The 16,651-nt window shown below is 70.5% G+C and carries 18 protein-coding genes and 1 pseudogene; 10 read left to right on the forward strand and 9 right to left on the reverse strand.

The genetic code is table 11. The features are described 5' to 3' along the window. Positions 1–203: pseudogene (locus OQF71_RS09550) on the reverse strand (bacteriocin biosynthesis protein SagD); the annotation flags it as partial. 114 nt (positions 204–317) lie between these two features. Continuing rightward, positions 318–1,124 (reverse strand): DUF5821 family protein, encoded by an 807-nt coding sequence (locus OQF71_RS09555; RefSeq protein ID WP_280587308.1) that lies wholly within the window; start codon positions 1,122–1,124, stop codon positions 318–320. Positions 1,125–1,391: 267 nt separating this feature from the next. On the opposite strand from OQF71_RS09555, the gene glyA reads away from it, so the two are divergent. The 4 genes from glyA (at position 1,392) to OQF71_RS09575 (ending at position 4,790) form a co-directional block, all read left to right on the forward strand. Next, positions 1,392–2,639, forward strand: coding sequence for a serine hydroxymethyltransferase (glyA, locus tag OQF71_RS09560; protein ID WP_280587310.1), 1,248 nt, complete (start codon positions 1,392–1,394; stop codon positions 2,637–2,639). Positions 2,640–2,717: 78 nt separating this feature from the next. After that, the gene (locus tag OQF71_RS09565; protein ID WP_280587312.1) at positions 2,718–3,128 is read left to right on the forward strand and encodes a DUF3054 domain-containing protein; all 411 of its coding nucleotides are present in this window, start codon (positions 2,718–2,720) and stop codon (positions 3,126–3,128) included. Positions 3,129–3,375: 247 nt separating this feature from the next. Beyond that, positions 3,376–3,654 (forward strand): hypothetical protein, encoded by a 279-nt coding sequence (locus OQF71_RS09570; RefSeq protein WP_280587313.1) that lies wholly within the window; start codon positions 3,376–3,378, stop codon positions 3,652–3,654. Between the two features lie 137 nt (positions 3,655–3,791). Next, entirely contained in the window at positions 3,792–4,790 is a 999-nt protein-coding gene (locus tag OQF71_RS09575) for an ornithine cyclodeaminase family protein (protein WP_280587314.1), read from the forward strand. A 502-nt stretch (positions 4,791–5,292) separates the two neighbouring features. Here OQF71_RS09575 and OQF71_RS09580 read toward each other — a convergent pair. Beyond that, complete coding sequence (locus tag OQF71_RS09580; RefSeq protein ID WP_280587315.1) at positions 5,293–6,360, reverse strand: mRNA surveillance protein pelota; 1,068 nt, start codon at positions 6,358–6,360, stop codon at positions 5,293–5,295. Between the two features lie 25 nt (positions 6,361–6,385). Beyond that, positions 6,386–7,510, reverse strand: a complete 1,125-nt coding sequence (locus tag OQF71_RS09585; RefSeq protein ID WP_280587316.1) for a DUF4013 domain-containing protein — start codon at positions 7,508–7,510, stop codon at positions 6,386–6,388. Between the two features lie 309 nt (positions 7,511–7,819). Here OQF71_RS09585 and OQF71_RS09590 point away from each other — a divergent pair, with 309 nt between their 5' ends. From OQF71_RS09590 to OQF71_RS09605, 4 genes are all read left to right on the forward strand, one after another. Continuing rightward, positions 7,820–8,197, forward strand: a complete 378-nt coding sequence (locus OQF71_RS09590) for a hypothetical protein (protein ID WP_280587318.1) — start codon at positions 7,820–7,822, stop codon at positions 8,195–8,197. Continuing rightward, complete coding sequence (locus OQF71_RS09595) at positions 8,194–9,129, forward strand: alpha/beta fold hydrolase (protein ID WP_280587319.1); 936 nt, start codon at positions 8,194–8,196, stop codon at positions 9,127–9,129. The genes OQF71_RS09590 and OQF71_RS09595 overlap by 4 nt, the downstream gene beginning before the upstream one ends. Before the next feature lie 61 nt (positions 9,130–9,190). Next, the gene (locus OQF71_RS09600) at positions 9,191–9,502 is read left to right on the forward strand and encodes an MTH1187 family thiamine-binding protein (protein ID WP_280587321.1); all 312 of its coding nucleotides are present in this window, start codon (positions 9,191–9,193) and stop codon (positions 9,500–9,502) included. Between the two features lie 89 nt (positions 9,503–9,591). Further along, positions 9,592–10,320 (forward strand): SDR family oxidoreductase, encoded by a 729-nt coding sequence (locus OQF71_RS09605; RefSeq protein ID WP_280587324.1) that lies wholly within the window; start codon positions 9,592–9,594, stop codon positions 10,318–10,320. A gap of 21 nt (positions 10,321–10,341) precedes the next feature. On the opposite strand, the gene OQF71_RS09610 is transcribed toward OQF71_RS09605, so the two are convergent. The 4 genes from OQF71_RS09610 to OQF71_RS09625 all read right to left on the reverse strand — a co-directional run bounded on the left by OQF71_RS09610 (position 10,342) and on the right by OQF71_RS09625 (position 14,038). Beyond that, positions 10,342–11,034, reverse strand: a complete 693-nt coding sequence (locus tag OQF71_RS09610; RefSeq protein ID WP_280587325.1) for a hypothetical protein — start codon at positions 11,032–11,034, stop codon at positions 10,342–10,344. 60 nt (positions 11,035–11,094) lie between these two features. Beyond that, positions 11,095–12,603 carry an RtcB family protein gene (locus OQF71_RS09615; RefSeq protein WP_280587327.1) on the reverse strand — a complete coding sequence of 503 codons (1,509 nt, stop codon included), beginning with the start codon at positions 12,601–12,603 and terminating at the stop codon, positions 11,095–11,097. Between the two features lie 116 nt (positions 12,604–12,719). Next, complete coding sequence (locus OQF71_RS09620; RefSeq protein WP_280587328.1) at positions 12,720–13,184, reverse strand: archease; 465 nt, start codon at positions 13,182–13,184, stop codon at positions 12,720–12,722. Then, positions 13,181–14,038: a DUF502 domain-containing protein gene (locus OQF71_RS09625; RefSeq protein WP_280587329.1), complete on the reverse strand. Its 858-nt coding sequence runs from the start codon at positions 14,036–14,038 to the stop codon at positions 13,181–13,183. Before OQF71_RS09625 ends, OQF71_RS09620 begins: the two co-directional genes overlap by 4 nt. A 165-nt stretch (positions 14,039–14,203) precedes the next feature. Here OQF71_RS09625 and OQF71_RS09630 point away from each other — a divergent pair, with 165 nt between their 5' ends. Further along, positions 14,204–14,677, forward strand: coding sequence for an N-acetyltransferase (locus OQF71_RS09630; protein ID WP_280587331.1), 474 nt, complete (start codon positions 14,204–14,206; stop codon positions 14,675–14,677). Between the two features lie 79 nt (positions 14,678–14,756). Then, a complete protein-coding gene (gene hmgA, locus OQF71_RS09635) occupies positions 14,757–15,980 on the forward strand; it encodes a hydroxymethylglutaryl-CoA reductase (NADPH) (RefSeq protein ID WP_280587333.1) in 1,224 nt (407 codons plus the stop codon). A gap of 35 nt (positions 15,981–16,015) precedes the next feature. On the opposite strand, the gene OQF71_RS09640 is transcribed toward hmgA, so the two are convergent. Further along, positions 16,016–16,330 (reverse strand): DUF2250 domain-containing protein, encoded by a 315-nt coding sequence (locus OQF71_RS09640; protein WP_280587334.1) that lies wholly within the window; start codon positions 16,328–16,330, stop codon positions 16,016–16,018. Between the last annotated feature and the right edge of the window lie 321 nt (positions 16,331–16,651).

Consider the following 16,651-nt stretch of genomic DNA (forward strand, 5'->3'; position numbering starts at 1 on the left):
CCGCCCACCTCGATAGCGACCCAGCGGTCGAGCGTGTCGTTCGCGGCCGCGAACGCGCCGGCTCCGGCGGTGTCCGTCACGACCGCGAGGTCGAAGCCGTCCAGCAGTCCCGGCTCGACCGGCATCACGTTCACGTCGACATCGCCGAGCGCGGTCGCGACGGCGTCGACCGCGGGGCCCTCGCCGACAAGTCCGATGTCCATGTCTCCTCCGACGCGAAGGAGCGAAAAAAAGCCGCGGGTGGCGGTGCGAGAACGGCGTGGGTGGCGGTGTCGGGATGACGGGCGTACCGAAGTGGAGACGGGGGAGGCCCGCAACTACGCCATCAGATCGCTCGCCACCGCGGCGAGCTCGTCGGCGTCAACGCCGTGGAGCCGCTCGTCGCCGAGCTTGAGACGGAGCCTCGGACGGCCGACGTCGATCGGGACCTTCTCGGTGTCGATGATCCCGAGGTCCTCCAGCCGGGTCTTCGTCCGGGAGAACGTCGCCTTCGAGGCGATCCCGACGTCCTCGCCCCACTTCGAGATGTCGTAGAGGAGCACGTCGTTCCGCGCGGCGACGAGCAGCGAGACGGTCACCTCGTCGAGCGCGGCGTCCGCCGACTCTATCGACGCGAGCACGGCGTCGAAGTCGTCACGGGTGGCCTCGCCGATCTCGGCGGCCATCGTCTCGCGGACGCGGTTGAGCGCCGGGGTCCGGAGCCCGTACTCCTCGGCCGTCTGGAAGGCGTCGCGGTGCGTCGCGAACACCTCGTCGACGAAGTCGCCGTCTTCGGTCGAGAGCGCGGCGACGTGGTCGCCCGCGCTCACGAGGACGACGACCCGCGAGGGTGACACGAACAGCGCGTTGTCGACGTCGGCCGAGAGCACGCGGAGCCCGAGCGACCCGTCGGCGACGAGGTCGGCCGCCTTCGACGCGACGAGGAAGTCGTCCGTCACGTCCTTCAGCGTGCGTTCGTCCGCCAGCATCGACAGGGTCGGTAGGTCGTCGCGGCCGGTCGCCGCCTCGACGAGCGATACGATCGTCTCCGCGGACGGGTCGACGACGAGGAGCTCCTCGTCGTCGCCGGCGAACGCCGTCTCGAGGACGTTCTCGACGTCCGTCTCCAGCAAATTTGACACCATATATCTCCTCGGATAAAAGCCAGATATCTATTTAATATTAACGGGATTGATACAGTGAACAACGCCGCTTCAGCCGCCGAAACGCCCGAAAACACCGAATACACAGAAACGGGTCCTGACCGGCGAGAGAACGCATCGTGAGTGTCGCGACGACGCCGTGAGGAGCGCGAGAGCGACGCCGTGAGGAGCGCGAGAGCGACGCCGTGAGGAGCGCGAGGGCGACGCCGTGACGGAAGGATTAATGCGCGATCGTACCCGCGTTCGTACATGGACAACGAGCACGTCCGGGAAGTCGATCCGGCGGTCGCCGACGCGCTGGCCGGGGAGCGCGACAGACAGGAGCAGACGCTCGCGATGATCGCCAGCGAGAACCACGTCAGCGAGGCGGTGTTGGAGGCTCAGGGGAGCGTCCTCACGAACAAGTACGCCGAGGGCTACCCGGGCGCCCGGTACTACGCCGGCTGCGAGTACGCTGACGAGGTCGAGGAGCTCGCGATCGAGCGCGCGAAGGAGCTGTGGGGCGCTGACCACGTCAACGTCCAGCCGCACTCCGGGACGCAGGCGAACCAAGCGGTGTACTACGCGACGCTCGACCCGGGCGATAAGATCCTCTCCTTGGAGCTGAACCACGGCGGTCACCTCTCGCACGGCCACCCCGCGAACTTCACCGGACAGATCTACGAGGTCGAGCAGTACGAGGTCGACACCGACACCGGCTACATCGACTACGAGGGGCTCCGCGAGGCCGCCGAGGAGTTCGAGCCCGACATCGTCGTCTCCGGCTACTCCGCGTACCCGCGCACGGTCGACTGGGAGGAGATTCAGGCGGCCGCCGACGCCGTCGACGCCTACCACCTCGCCGACATCGCGCATATCACCGGGCTGGTCGCGGCCGGCGTCCACCCCTCGCCGGTCGGGATCGCCGACTTCGTCACCGGTTCGACGCACAAGACGATCCGCGCCGGGCGCGGCGGGATCGTGATGTGCGACGAGGAGTTTGCCGACGACATCGACAAGGCGGTGTTCCCGGGCGGGCAGGGCGGCCCCCTCATGCACAACGTCGCCGGCAAGGCGGTCGGGTTCAAGGAGGCGCTCGAACCCGAGTTCGAGGCGTACGCGCAACAGGTCGTGGACAACGCCGAGGTCCTCGCCGAGACGCTACAGAGCCACGGACTCTCCTTAGTCTCCGGCGGCACCGACAACCACCTCGTGTTGGTCGACCTCCGCGACTCGCACCCGGACCTGCCGGGCGGCGACGCCGAGGACGCGCTGGCGGCCGCGAACGTCGTACTCAACGGGAACACCGTGCCGGGCGAGACGCGGTCGCCGTTCAACCCCTCGGGTATCCGCGCGGGTACGGCGGGGCTCACGACCCGCGGGTTCGACGAGGCGGCGATCGAGGAGGTCGGCGATCTCATCTACCGCGTGGTCGATAACGTCGACAGCGACGATGTCATCTACGAGGTCGGTGAGCGCGTCGTCGAGCTCTGCGAGGAGTTCCCGCTGTACGAGTGAGGACGCGTCGATCGGCGGCGTCGCGACTCCCCGACTGAATCCGTGCGTACAAAGTAGGGGGGGCTCCGACGGGTCGACATGGCCGACTCGTCGTTCCTCGCAACACGCCTCGACCGCGGCGCCGTACCCCTCGCGGTCGGCGACCTGCTTGCCCTGATCGTCCTGTTGACCGTCGGCGCGCTCAACCACACCTCGGTCGAGTTCCTGTCGTCGAACCCGCTGTACCTGCTGGAGGTGTTCGCGCCGTTCCTGATCGCGTGGGCCCTGATCGCGCCGCTCGTGGGCGCCTACTCGGCTGGCGCCGTCGAGACCGCGAAGTCGTCGGTCCCGCTCGCGGTCCGGTCGTGGATCCCGGCGGCGCTGGTCGGGCTCGCGCTCCGCGCGTTCGTCTTCCGCGGCGGCGCTGCGCCCGCGTTCGCCGTCGTCATGCTCGTGCTCGGCTCGGTCGCGCTCGGCGGCTGGCGCGCAGTGTACTTCAAGCTCCGGTAGGGAGCCACGTCGGCGCCTCAACCTCCCGGCGTTTCGACCGTCGTTCTCCCGGTTTCGAACCCCGTTTTCCGCCTCCAGTCCCGACTGTGTGCGGCGGCCGCCGGCTCCGCACCGTCACGTACCGGGCGTCGATCGGAGATGGATACGTCTGTATAACTTATGGAATTCTTCAGAGTGATCATCTGAGGAGTCACCTCGAACCCTGAGAAAATTTTAATAGTGATAGTGTAATACGATCAACCGGATCATGACTGGGTATTACGACTACGTTCTCGGCCTTATCCCGGCCGCGTTGATCGGTGTGACCGCCTTCCTGAATCTGGTCGGGTTGTCGTTGACGGCCGCGCTCCCCGGGGGCGCACTCGTCGCGGGAGCCGTCATGGCCCACGCGCTGTTCGTTCGGGGCCCAGTTACCGACGTTCACGGCGGGGCAGAGCGCTCCCGCACCGGATCCGTCGGCGACTCGATCGACCGGGCGGTCGAGCGGTCGCGGACCGGCCGCTCGGGAGCCGGCGGCTCCGACTGACGCGCTCGGCCGACTGGCGGGCTCGGCCGACTGACGCGTTTGGCCGACTGACGCGCTCGACTGACTGGCGGGAGTTCACGCCGCGTCGCGTGCCGGTTCCCTACACGGTTTAGTCCCTCGCACCCGAGGGAACCGGTATGACAGAGACGCTGTTCCTCTCGAGCGCCGACGTCGACGACCTCGCCGAGCCGGCGGACTACGTCGCCGCGGTCCGCGACGCGTACCGCCAGATCGGGGAGGGTGCGCCCGCGAAGCCGCGGACGCTGCTGTACAACCGCGATCCGCCGGGCATGCTGACCTCTTACACGTCGGTCCTCCCCGAGACGGGCGGGATGGGGGGCTACACCTACTCCGCCGGATTCGGCGCGGGCGACGCGTGGTTCATGACCCCGCTGTTCGACGCCGAGTCGGGCGAACCGCTCGCGGTGCTCGACGGCGCCTCGATGAACCCGTACAAGACCGGCGCGGCCGGGGCGACCGCGGTCGACGCGCTCGCCCGCGAGGACGCGACGGAGATCGCCGTGATCGGCAGCGGGGCGCAGGCCCGCGGCCAGCTCGCGACGACCGCGACCGTGCGGGAGTTCGAGGCCGTTCGGGTGTTCTCGCCGACCGCCGAGAGCCGCGAGGCGTTCGCCGAGGAGTTCGCCGACCGGATCGAGCCCGCGGTCACGGCGGTCGCGACCGCGAGCGAGGCGGTCGCCGGCGCCGACGTGGTGATCACGGCGACGAACGCGAGCGACCCCGTCATCGACGACGCGGACGTCGACCCCGGCGCCCACGTCACGGCGATGGGCCAGTACAACCCGAAGAAGAACGAGCTCCCGCCGGAGCTGATCGCCCGGGCGACGTACGTCCCCGACATCCGCGAGCGGGTGAGTCAGGACGCGGGGTCGTTCCTCGCGGCCGAGGAGGCGGGGTTGATCGGCGAGGACCACGTCGCAGCCGACCTCGGCGCGGTCGTCGCCGGCGAGCACCCGGGCCGGACGAGCGAGGGGGAGATTACGGTGTTCGACTCCGGCGGGACCGGGATCGAGACGGTCGCGGCCGCGCATATGCTTTATAAGCGGGCGAGCGAGGCGGGCCGGGGGCAGACGATCGACTTCGCGCCCGCGAGCGAGGCGCTCACCGGACGATAATACAGAGTCTGCGATCCGTCGGTGATCGGTTTCGGTATCTGACGTGCTCGTAATAATTGACACTGGATCGGTGGAGAACGCCTCCAAAGCCCCAGCCGTGCGATCGCCGCAGGCGACGGAAGCACCGGAAGGAGCGAGCACCGCGAGCGACTGAGGAGCGCAACGAGCGTACGGCGACCGCACGGCTGCCCGTTTGCGTCCCGCCCCGCACAGCACCGCCGGAAGACGGTCGGCTCGCTTCGTCGCCGGGCTTCGCCCGGCTGCCTGCGAGACCGACGGTCTCGCAACGCTCGGCGCTGCGACTTTCCTACTCCCGCTCGCTCCCTCCGATCGCTCGCGGGACCGCGGCCTCACGCCTCCCCAGCCTCGGCGGGCGGCCCGGCGCGGGCGGAGCCGCGCCGGACCGCCGACTCCCTCGCACGCGCTCCTCGCGCCCGATGGGCGCTCGGAGGCGCGCGCCACCGCCTCACTGTTTATAAGACTGAGACGTCGCTTCCGCTCCTTACTGCAACCGATATCGCAGAATCGCGGCGATCCCCCCGAGATTCGAGAGCTGCTCGCCGGGGGCGAACTCCGAGGAGAAGACGACCACGTCGCCGCCCTGCTGTTCGACCGACTCGATCACCTCGTTGACGTCGATAGACCAGTCGCCCTCCCCCTGTCGCTCCGTGCGGAGCCGGTCGTCGACCACGAGGAGCGTCTCGATCGCGCCGAACTCGGCGGCCTCGGCCACGTCTTCGGGGCCGTAGGTCGCTTTTGCGCCCTGCGCGATGTTCTCGGTCAGCTCGTCGATGAGGCTCGCCTCCTTCGAGATGCGGGTCTCCTTCTGGACCTCGTCGACCGCGCCGCGCTTCAGCACCTCGTGGACCCCCCGGTCGCCCGCGGCAGAGGTGTCGACCGTGGTGATCCGGTCGTCGAGGTCGCGGTACTCCTCTTGGATGTAGTCGCGCGCGTCGTTCTTCGTGAACCCCGGGCCGGCGAGGATCACGGCGTCGGCGTCGAGGTGCGCGAGCGCCTCGCCGAGCTCGGCGAACAGCTCCGCGCGGGGCCGGGAGTACTCGCCTTTCCCGGTCGGCTTCGTGAACGAGGCGTACTCCTCGGTGCCGTACTGCTGGACCGTGTGGACGTAGGCGGCCCCCTCCTCGACGGTCGCGATGGCCACGTCGGGGTTCTCGGCGGCCTCCGTCGCCTCCTCCAAGCGCTCGGTCTGGTCCGGCTTGAAGTGCTTTTCCACCGTGATCTCGTCGTGCTCCTCGACGTTGAGCGTGTGGTGGGCGTTGAGCTGGTCCTCGCGCGAGCAGGCGACGATCAGGCCGGAGACGCGGAGCCGGTTGGCGAACCGGGCGAACTCCACGTCGTCGACCTCCAGCGTGACGAACAGGTGCTCGCGCTGGCCGCCGGTGTCCCGCATCTGGTCGTCGTTCCGCTGGATCCGGCGGGTGGTGTCCCCCTCGACGCGGTCCCCGGGTTCGAGGACGTGCGCGAGGTGCCAGAGGTCGTCGACGTTCTCGGGGACGAGGGTGAGCCGCTCCCGGCCCTCCTCGCCGTAGCCCCGGTCGGAGATGCGCATACGCGGTCGTTCGCCCGCGCTCGTATCAACTCTTGTCTTCCGTGCCGACGCGGGTACGCCACTCGAACCCGCTCCCGTCGCCGTCGCCGGTCGGCGGCGTCCGGTCGCTGTCGTCGGCGACCGGTGACTCGGGGCCGCCGTTTCCCTCGACACCGACGTCGACGTTCCACTCGAAGCCGTCGGCGTCGGTCGGCGTCTCGTCGCTGTCGCCGAGCGGAACGGTCCGCCCGGTCTGTACCGCCGCCGGCGCCTCGGGCGCCGAGCGAGGGAGCCCGCCGTCGGGGCGGTCGAGGGAGGCTCCGGTTCGGTTCGGGACCGGTTCGGCCGAATCCGAGGGCGATCCGGTCGGCGCGGCCGGGGATCCCGACGGGGCGACCGGCGCCGTGACGCCGAAGTCCATCGCTCCCGCGGCGCCGCGACCGTAGAGCGCATGCGCCACGATCCGCACGGCGAAGACGAACGCGACGCCGACGACGAGCGGGACGAACGGCGCGGCCAGCGCGTACCCCGCGCCGAGCGTCGCGAGCGCGACGACCCACGCGGTCGCGTACGCTTCCGAGCGGGCGACGGCGGCGACCCGCCCCGGACGGAGACCGTCGCGGAGCCGCCCGGACGCGGCGAACGCGGTCAGCGCGGCCGGCCTGACGTACGCGAACGCGAGGAGGTACGCCGCGGTGAGGACGGTCAGGAGCCCGCCGCCGGCCCCGACGACGGCGGGGGGGCCGGCCGGGCCGAGCGCGCGCTCCGCGAACCCGAGCGCGGGACCGAGGTCGATGAGACCGGTTCCGGCGGCAGCGCCAGCGAGAGCGACGGTTGCGAACAACGGCGCGAGCGGCGCGAGCAGCAGCGCGCTGAGCAGGGTCGACTTGAGTCCGTCCCGGTAGAGCTCATTCCACGCGACGAACGAGGGTGCGCCGTCTCGGTTCCCGGTCGTACCCCCGCCGGCGACGACGCGGACGAGGTACCCGCGGAGCACGAAGGCCGGCGCGAGCGCGAGCGGGGCGAGGACGACGAGCGGAGGGAAGAAGAGCGCACCGCCGACCCAGACCGGCGTGACGACCCACGTCAACAGGGTCAGGAGGCCGCCGACAACGAGGACGCCGGCGGCATCGGTCGATCGCGATAGCGCCGACGACGCGCCCCGAAGCATACCCGACCTTGTTTCGCGACGGTGATAAAGGATACCCGGTCCGAGACCGTACGGGCCGAACGGGCCCGCTGAAGCGCGGAAGTCGAGGAGTTGTCACCCGACACTCCGCCTCCCGAGTGTTTATATGATTTCACGGAGTACTACGAGCCGGCCGCGCGGGACAATCGTGTGCCTCTGACAACTCCGATTACGGTCGCCGTCTGCGGCGGCCGTCCCCCCGTCCGCGGCTTTCGACGGAGCGACCGATTCTCACACCGCGAGCGGCGCCCGCGCCGGTAGCGATTTATTCCGCCCGGTCGACCGTCCCGTATGACCGGCGACGAGCAGACGGCCGAGGTGGAGCCGACGCTCCGCAGCTACGGGATCAGCGTCGAGGAGATCGACGAGGGCGACCCGCTGGACCTCACGTACATGACGGCGTTCCCCGGCCGCGAGGTGCATCACGGCGAGATCGGGCGCGCCCTCAACGCGCTCATCGACCGCGCCGAGGCGGACGAGTGGGAGCCCGTCCGAGTCGAGGCGACGGTCGTCCGCTCGCCCGACGACGTCCTCGGGACGTGGCGCGCCGAGGCGGAGTGGTTCGAGGCGCTGGCCGCCTACGAGATCTCCGAGACGGAGTTTTCGACGCGCGTGCTAGAGACGCTAACGTATACCGATGACAGCGCGTCCTCCGAGGGCCGAGCGTGACCCGCAGACATCCGGTGAACCGCGCACAGCGCCGCCTCGACCGGCCGCCCCGCGAACGGTTCGCCACTCGTGAGCTCGCGTTCGACGTCGACGGCGACACCTGCCGCGGCACCCTCTACCTGCCGGGCGGCGACGCCGACGACCCCCCGGTGATCGTGATGGCGCCCGGACTCGGCGCGGAGCGGAGCTTCGGCTACCCGGCGGTCGCGGAGCGGTTCGCCGACGCCGGCCACGCCGCGTTCCTCTTCGACTACCGCGAGTTCGGCGCCTCCGACGGCGACTCGCAGGCCGTCCACCCCGCGAACCAACGCGACGACTACGCGGCTGCGATCGATCGCGTACGTCGCGTGGACGCCGTCGGCCGCGACCTCGTCCTCTGGGGCGCGTCGCTGTCGGCCGCGCACGTTCTCACGCTCACCGCGGCGCGCCGTGACGTCGACGCCGTGGTCGGCGTCGTCCCGATGCTCGACGGGCGGGCGATCGCCCGTCGCCGAGGGGGGAAATACCTCGCGCGCTCGGGGGCCGCGGGCGTCCGCGACCTGGTCGGCCACCGGTTCGGTCGCGGGCGGACCGTCCCGATCGCGGGCGGCACCGAGGAGCTCGCGGCGATCACGGAGCCGGGGACGAAACGGAAGTACCTGGACCTGGTCGACCGCGAGTCGACGTGGCGTAACGAGACGCCGGCGCGGTCGCTGCTGCGCGTCGCGAACTACCGACCGGTCGAACGAGTCGGCGAGATACGAGCGCCGACGCTGCTCTTGGCGGGGACCGACGACGCCGTCGTCGACAGCGAGTCGGTCGTCGACGCGGGCGAGCGGCTGTCGCGCGGGACCGTCGTCACCATGCCCGCGGACCACTTCTCCCCGTTCGGCGAGGACTTCGAGCCGGCGGTCGGGCATCAGCTGTCGTTCCTGCGGGACGCTCTCGATTGAGGTCGCTGTCGGAGCCGCCGCGCGCTCCGTTTTTAAGTGCTCGCGGCCCGGATGCGGGGGTATGACAACGGTCGCGTTACTGAGCGTCGCACCGGTGATAGAGGGGAGTATGGCCGGCGAGGTCGCGAAGGCCGTCGACGCGCTCGACGAGTTCGACGTGAGCTACGAGACGAACCCGATGGGCACCGTGATCGAGGCCGACGACGCCGAGACGGTGTTCGCCGCGGCCGCGGCCGCCCACGAGGCGGTCGACGGCGACCGCGTCTCGACGGTGCTGAAGATCGACGACAAGCGCGCCGCGGACACGACCGCGGAACGGAAGGTAGCGGCCGTGGAGGAGGAGCTCGGTCGGGAGGCGAAGCGGGAGCGCTGACGGAACCGGGAGTCCGACCGCGACCGCGCGTCGGTCGAGAGCGGCGCGGTATTCGTTAGTGGTATTAATTAGTAATTACACGTGCGGATATGGCGATACTGGTCACCGGAAGCAGCCGCGGAATCGGCCGAGCGATCGCGATCGAGCTCGCCGAGCGCAACGTCGTCGTCAACTACCGGTCGGACGAGGCCGCGGCGGTCGAAACGGCGGAGCGGGTCCGCGAGGCGGGCGGCGAGGCCGTCACCGTGCGGGCCGACGTCTCCGAGTCCGCGGCCGCGGACCGACTCGTCGAGACCGCCGTCGACACGTTCGACACGCTCGACGCGGTCGTCAACAACGCCGGAATCACGCGCCCGAACCGACTGGAGGAGACGACCGACGCCGAGTGGGAGTCGGTGATCGGCACCAACCTCTCGGGTGCGTTTCGGGTGGCTCGCGCCGCGGCCCCGCATCTCCGTCCGAGCGGCGGCGACGTCGTGTTCCTCTCCAGCGTCGGGGGGACGCTGGGGACCGTCGACGCGAGCTACGCCGCGAGCAAGGCCGGATTACACGGGCTCACTCGCGCGCTGGCTCGGGAGCTCGGGCCGGACGGCGTGCAGGTCAACGCCGTCGCGCCGGGTCCCGTCGAGACCGACCTCAACGACGTCATCCTCGACTACCTCGAGGAGATCGAGTTCCGCGGCCACGAGAACGTCGACACCCACCTCCCGGAGTACGCCTGCGAGCCGGCGGACGTGGCCGACTCCGTCCGGTACCTGCTCGACAACGAGTACGTCCACGGCGAGGTGCTGGAAGTCGACGGCGGGATGCACCTCTGAGCGAACCGGGACCGGTCCGCCCTACGCGGCGTCCACCTCCACCTCACCGCCGGCCGTCGCGTCGCCGGCGGGGTTCTCGACCGTCACGTCGACGGTCGTCGTGCGCACGACGGTCGCCTCGTCGCCGCCGCCGGCGACGTCCGCGCGGAACACGAGGTCAAGGGTCGTCGTCGCTCTCTCGCCGCCGGGGAGGTCCGGATCGCCGAGCGACTCGCTCGTCACCGCGTCGCCGCGGGCGGTCGCGTCGGCGCGCTCGAACCGCGCGGTGAGGCCGCCGTCGACCGCGGCGAAGTCGGGCGCCGTCCCCTCCGGTTTCCCGTCGCCGCCGTTCGCCACCGCCGCGACGTCTCCGGGCGTCGCGTCCGGGTCGGACGCGGTCAGCGTCTCCCGGTACACCTCGTCGACGCCGGCGTCGCTCCCGACGGCGAGCGCGAGCGTCACGCGCTCGACGCCGTCGGAGAAGTCCGTCCAGGAAACGCTGACGGCGGGCGAGAGGTAGACGGAGTCGATCCGCCCGTCGTTGCTGGTGACGGTCGGCGCATCGCCGGCCTCGAAGGCGGCGGGGTCTCCCTCGACCGCGACCGCGGGTTCGCTCGACGCGGCGAGGGCGCCGAGGCCCGCGAGACCACCGCCGGCGACGGCGGCGACGCCGCCGAGCACGGATCGTCTGGAGACCGTTTCGACCGAGCCGTCGGTCCGCGAGTGGTCGGTCATCTCGGTGCAACCTGGCCGTGGTATCCGATATAAGAACTCGGTGGCGCGTGGCAGCCGACGTTACCCCTTGATGTTGCAGACGGGGAACGTCCGCGCCACCTTGTCACCGATGCCGAGCGCGTCGCTGACGCGGATCACCTCGTCGATGTCCTTGTACACGCCCGGAGCCTCCTCGGCGATGGTCGCGCCCGACTGCGCTTTCACGTAGATCTGCTGGCCGTCCTCGAGGTCGTCCTGCACGTCGCCGCCCCAGAACTCTTGTTTCGCCTGCGTCCGGCTCATCAGCCGGCCGGCGCCGTGGGCGGTGGAGCCGAACGACACCGACATCGACTCCGCGCCGCCGCGGAGCACGTACGAGCCGGCGCCCATGCTCCCGGGGATGATCACGGGCTGGCCCACGTCGCGGTACGTCGCGGGCACGTCCTCGTGGCCCGCGGGGAACGCGCGCGTGGCCCCCTTGCGGTGGACGTACAGCTCCCGATCGGCGCGGTCCACGGCCTCGTCGCCGACCGCGGGGCGCCCGTCGGCGTCGACGCCGACCTCGTGGGTCTCCTTCTTCGCGATGTTGTGCGCCACGTCGTACAGCAGCTCCATCCCGAGGTCCTCGATCGGGTCGGCGTCGAACACCTCGCCGAACGTCTGGCGGGCCTGATGAGTGATCAGCTGACGGTTCACCCACGCGAAGTTGATGCACGCGCCCATCGCGCCGTAGTACTCGTCGGCGAGCGCGGAGCCGGCGGGCGCGGCCGCGAGCTCCTTGTCCGGCAGCGAGTCGAGGAGGTCGCCGTGCTCCTTCTCTATCCGCCGCAGGTAGTCGTTGCAGGTCTGATGGCCCAGTCCGCGGCTCCCGCAGTGGATCAAGACGACGATCCCGTCCTCGGCGAGACCGTACGCCTCGGCGACCTCGGGCAGGAACACGTCTGTGACGCGCTGGACCTCCAGGAAGTGGTTCCCCGAGCCGAGCGACCCCATCTGGTTGCGCCCGCGGTCCATCGCCTTCTGGGAGACGTACTCCGGCCGCGCGTCGGGCCGTCGCCCCTCGTCCTCGCAGCGCGCGAGGTCGCTCTCGATCCCGTATCCCGCCTCGACCGCCCACTCGACGCCGCGTTCGAGGGCGCCCTCGATCGCGTCGGCGTCGCCGTCGATCACGCCGCCGCCGCCGAGCCCGGAGGGGATCGCGTCGAAGAGCGCGTCGACGAGCTCGGACTCGCGGCCGCGCACGTCGTCGTACGTGAGGTTAGTATTCATCATTCTCACGCCACAATTTATGTCGTAGCCGACCGCTCCGGGCGAGATACAGCCGGTCCGGGCGTCGATCGCGCCGACGCCGCCGACGGGGAAGCCGTACCCCTGATGGCCGTCGGGCATACAGAGAGCCGGCTCGGCCATCCCCGGGAGGTGCGTCGCGTTCTTCAGCTGTCGGAGCGAGTCGTCGTCGCCGATCTCCTCCAGCAGCGACTCGCTGGCGAAGACCCGCGCGGGGACGTTCATGTCGCCCTCGCGGGGGATCTCCCAGACGTGGTCGCGCACCTTCTCCAGTCGGATCCCGTCGAACTCGCGCGTGGTCATACCCCGGCGTTCGGCGCGGGGGGGCAAGGGCGTTGCGAGAGGCGACCGCGACGCGGCCGGCGGGGCGGCGTCACGCCACGCGTCAGCAGACCGCGTGACTCGATAGCAGACGAGCGTCACACGTCGAAGACGACGTACGCGTACCACTCGTCGCTCCGCCGTTCGAGGGTCATCTCGGAGTAGGTGACCGCCTTGATCTCGCGAGCCGCGACGTCGCCGAGCGGGACTCCGCGGGCCGTCGCCTCGACGGTCCACGCGTCGGGGTCGTCCGTCTCCGGATCGTCCGTCGCGTCATTATCGTCATCCGCCGGATCGTCCGGCCCCGAGACCGCACACCGGTGCCCGGCCGGGAGCACGAGTCGCACGTCGCGCTCGTAGATCAGCTGATCGAGGTAGTCGAACAGCAGCGCCTCGCGGCTCTCGGCGGTCACGGCGAGCTCGAATCGGTCGCCGGTCTCCGGGACCGCCTCGCAGCTCGCGGCGGTGAGCCCGTCGGCGACGGCCTCGAACAGCCCCGCGAGGGTCGGCGCGGTCGCCTCGACCGCCACGTCGGCGGTGTGGTCGCGGAGCGCGAAGCTCACGGGCGGTCCCCCCGGCCGTCGTCGGGCGTGATCCGCTCGTCGCTCCGCCCGCCTCGGTCGTCGCCCGGACGGCCGCTCGTCCGGTCAGGCCCGTCGTCCGAGCGCTTCGCGGCGTCCGACATCGAGGAGTGGTACGAGCCGACGCGGCCCTCGTGGCCGGCGTCGCGGACCCGCCCCGGGGACACGCCGTCGGCGTCGGCCGCGGCGCGTTCGAGCGCCACGCCGCTCGTCACCAGCGCCCGGATCCCCTCCTCGACGCTCAGGTCGACCTCGACGATCCGGCGTTCGGGGACGAACAGGACGTGTCCGCCCATCACCGGGTTCGGGGCCATCGGCATGAACAGCGTCCGCATCTCCCCGCTCTCGGTCGGGGCGGCGACCGTCTCCGGGGTCTCGCTCGTGACGAACGCGAGGGCGTACACGTCCTCCGTCGGGAACTCGACGAGGACCACCTCTTGGAAGTTCCCGCCGTCCGACTCCATCATGGCGTCGCTCATCTGCCGAAACCCCTGGTACACGGAACCGACCCCCGGTATCTGCTCGATCGCGTAATCGACGTAGTCGACCGCGCGCTCGCCGTACGGCGTCGACTCGACGACGACGCCGATGAGGAGGATCGACCCGACGAACACGATCGGCGTGGCGACCTCGATAGCGACCTCGCGGTCGATCGGCAGCGTCGACGGCGGTAACAGGGGGACGATCGCCGTGGAGAAGGCGTTCAGGTAGTCGTAGATCGCGTTGAACACGACGCCAAGCACCGCGAGCGTGATGACGGAGGGAACGATGACGGCGACGCCGGTCAGGAACGCCCGTCTGAAGCGTCCTCGGTCCGGCGGCGACTCGGCGGCCATTATCGGCATCACGGCCGACCCGGCCAAAATGCTTCCGTCGTCGAGCGCGACGGGGCGGTCCGGTTCGGGTCGCCCCGAGCCGACCGGAACTGCTCCGGAGGCCCCGATCGCAACCCTCCCCGGTGGCGGTGGAGTTATATTCCGCTGGTGTGTTATCTCCTTGCAGTGAGCGTCAACGTGGAGAAGCGGACGGACCCGCCCGGAGAGTCCGACCACGCGCCGGCAGCGTGGGACCTCAAAGAGCGGATCTGTGCCGAGGAGGGGGTCCTCCGACAGCGTCGGGGATTCTTCACCGACGCCTACCGCCGATCCACGACGCATCTCCTCGTTGAGAACGACGCGCTCGTCGCGTTCGCCTCGGTCCGTCGCGACGGGTACATCCTCTTTCTGGCCGTCCACCCCGACCACCGGGGGCGCGGCCACGCGGAACGGCTCGTCGCCGACGTCGCCGCCGAGCACCGGTCGGTCACCTGCCACGCCCGGACGACGAACGAGCGGGCTCTCGGCTTCTACGAGCACCTCGGCTTCGAAGTCGTCCGACGGATCGACAACTACTACGAGGACGGCGGTGACGCCTACTACCTCAAGCTCGGCGGAGAGTCGATCGCGGAGCGACTCTCCGGGATCGTCGGGCGGTAGGCGGCTCGGCCGAGGCTCCTCTCGCCGTCGCCCCCGCGGAATCGACAACCATTAGCACGCGCCGCGAGGAGACGCGGGCATGACCGACGCCACCCCCGCGTCGCTCGCGGCGCGCGTCCGCGACGACGAGATCCGGTTCCACGAGCTCGAAGAGCACGCCGACGCCGACACCGCCGCGGCGGCCCGCCGACGCCTCGTGAGCGAGACCGCGGACGCCGACGTCGACGTCCTCGGCGAGTACGCCTTCGACGCCGCCGACGCGCACGGCTCGAACATCGAGAACATGATCGGCGCCGTACAGGTGCCGCTGGGCGTCGCCGGCCCGGTGTCGATCGACGGCGGCGCGCTCGACGGCGAGCGGTACCTCCCGCTGGCGACCACGGAGGGGGCCTTGGTCGCCTCGATCAACCGCGGCTGCTCGGTCGTCAACGACGCCGGCGGGGCGACCGCGCGGGTGACGAAGAGCGGGATGACCCGCGCGCCCGTCTTCCGCGTCGGCGACGTCGCCGAGGCGGAGGCGCTCGTCGCGTGGGTCCGCGACAACGAGGCGGCGCTTCGGGAGGCCGCGGAGTCGACGACGAGCCACGGCGAGCTGCTCGACGTGACGCCGTACGTCGTCGGCAACAACGTTTACCTGCGGTTCCGCTACGACACGAAGGACGCGATGGGGATGAACATGGCCACCATCGCGACGCGGGAGGCCTGCGATGTCATCGAGGCGGAGACGGACGCCGCCTTGGTCGCGCTCTCCGGGAACCTCTGCTCGGACAAGAAGCCCGCCGCGATCAACGCGGTCGAGGGGCGCGGCCGGTCGGTGAGCGCCGACGTGGAGGTCCCCCGCGAGGTCGTCGAGGAGCGGCTCCACACGACCCCCGAGGCGATCACCGAGATCAACACGCGGAAGAACCTCGTCGGCTCCGCGAAGGCGGGCGGACTCGGCTTCAACGCCCACGTCGCCAACGCGGTCGCCGCGATGTTCCTCGCGACCGGGCAGGACGAGGCGCAGGTGGTCGAGGGCGCGAACGCGATCACGACCGCGGAGGCGACGCCCGAGGGGGACCTCTACCTCTCCGTGTCGCTCGCGAGCCTCGAAGTCGGCACGGTCGGCGGCGGCACGAAACTGCCGACGCAGGCCGCCGGGCTCGACGTGCTCGGCGTCCGCGGCGGCGGCGACCCCGCCGGCAGCAACGGCGACGCGCTCGCGGAGGCGATCGCGGTCGGCGCGCTCGCGGGCGAGCTCTCGCTGCTCGCCGCGCTCGGCTCCAGACACCTCTCTTCGGCGCACGCGGACCTCGGGCGGTAGGTGTCGCCGTCGCGGTTGACAGGCGGAACGGCCCGTCAGTCCGACCAGGCCGCGCAGTCGTCGCGGAGCGCGTCGCGGCCGGCGTCGGTGATCCGGTACACCGCCTCGCCGGTCACTCGTTCGACGAGTCCCGCCGCGTCGAGCGCGTCCAGCCGCGACTCGACGTGGTCGAGGTACAGCCCCGTGTTGCTCGCGACGAAGGCGGGATAGTCGGTCCCGACGTCGTCCAGGTACGCGAGCACCCGCTCGTCGGAGCGGGTGAGCGCGGTTTCCGAGCGGTCCGGGTCGCCGTCGTCCTCGGCCGGCCCCTCGCTCTCCGAACCGGCGATCGGTGCGTCCGACGCTGTCATACTACGCATGCTAATGAGTACCAATATAAAGAGCATTCCGGTCGTTTTCGTTCATTGGGAGACGCCGCGAGGCGACTCGACACCGCTCTTCAGTCGTCTTTGTCGCCTCTCAGTCGTCGGTGTCGCCTCTCAGTCGTCGGCGCCGGCGGACTCGCCGTCGGGACCCGAGCCGTTCGGCGATCGGTCGGGGAGCATGGGAGAGCCGTCGGCCCGTGGCCCGAGCCGCGGCCCGTGCGGGCCGTCGTCGGGGTCGATTTGGCGGCAGTCTCATATACCCATATCCGATCCCCCGAGACTAAGGCGGAGCTCGTTAGCCGTGAT

This window comes from Halorubrum sp. Boch-26, assembly GCF_029889805.1.
Classification (GTDB): Archaea; Halobacteriota; Halobacteria; order Halobacteriales; family Haloferacaceae; genus Halorubrum.

What these genes read in the sequence shown, in the direction of transcription:
- OQF71_RS09555 (WP_280587308.1), bottom strand. Translation starts at nt 1,124, where the DNA reads ATGGTGTCAAATTTGCTGGAGACGGACGTCGAGAACGTCCTCGAGACG.
- glyA (WP_280587310.1), top strand. Translation starts at nt 1,392, where the DNA reads ATGGACAACGAGCACGTCCGGGAAGTCGATCCGGCGGTCGCCGACGCG.
- OQF71_RS09565 (WP_280587312.1), top strand. Translation starts at nt 2,718, where the DNA reads ATGGCCGACTCGTCGTTCCTCGCAACACGCCTCGACCGCGGCGCCGTA.
- OQF71_RS09570 (WP_280587313.1), top strand. Translation starts at nt 3,376, where the DNA reads ATGACTGGGTATTACGACTACGTTCTCGGCCTTATCCCGGCCGCGTTG.
- OQF71_RS09575 (WP_280587314.1), top strand. Translation starts at nt 3,792, where the DNA reads ATGACAGAGACGCTGTTCCTCTCGAGCGCCGACGTCGACGACCTCGCC.
- OQF71_RS09580 (WP_280587315.1), bottom strand. Translation starts at nt 6,360, where the DNA reads ATGCGCATCTCCGACCGGGGCTACGGCGAGGAGGGCCGGGAGCGGCTC.
- OQF71_RS09585 (WP_280587316.1), bottom strand. Translation starts at nt 7,510, where the DNA reads ATGCTTCGGGGCGCGTCGTCGGCGCTATCGCGATCGACCGATGCCGCC.
- OQF71_RS09590 (WP_280587318.1), top strand. Translation starts at nt 7,820, where the DNA reads ATGACCGGCGACGAGCAGACGGCCGAGGTGGAGCCGACGCTCCGCAGC.
- OQF71_RS09600 (WP_280587321.1), top strand. Translation starts at nt 9,191, where the DNA reads ATGACAACGGTCGCGTTACTGAGCGTCGCACCGGTGATAGAGGGGAGT.
- OQF71_RS09605 (WP_280587324.1), top strand. Translation starts at nt 9,592, where the DNA reads ATGGCGATACTGGTCACCGGAAGCAGCCGCGGAATCGGCCGAGCGATC.
- OQF71_RS09610 (WP_280587325.1), bottom strand. Translation starts at nt 11,034, where the DNA reads ATGACCGACCACTCGCGGACCGACGGCTCGGTCGAAACGGTCTCCAGA.
- OQF71_RS09615 (WP_280587327.1), bottom strand. Translation starts at nt 12,603, where the DNA reads ATGACCACGCGCGAGTTCGACGGGATCCGACTGGAGAAGGTGCGCGAC.
- OQF71_RS09625 (WP_280587329.1), bottom strand. Translation starts at nt 14,038, where the DNA reads ATGGCCGCCGAGTCGCCGCCGGACCGAGGACGCTTCAGACGGGCGTTC.
- hmgA (WP_280587333.1), top strand. Translation starts at nt 14,757, where the DNA reads ATGACCGACGCCACCCCCGCGTCGCTCGCGGCGCGCGTCCGCGACGAC.
- OQF71_RS09640 (WP_280587334.1), bottom strand. Translation starts at nt 16,330, where the DNA reads ATGACAGCGTCGGACGCACCGATCGCCGGTTCGGAGAGCGAGGGGCCG.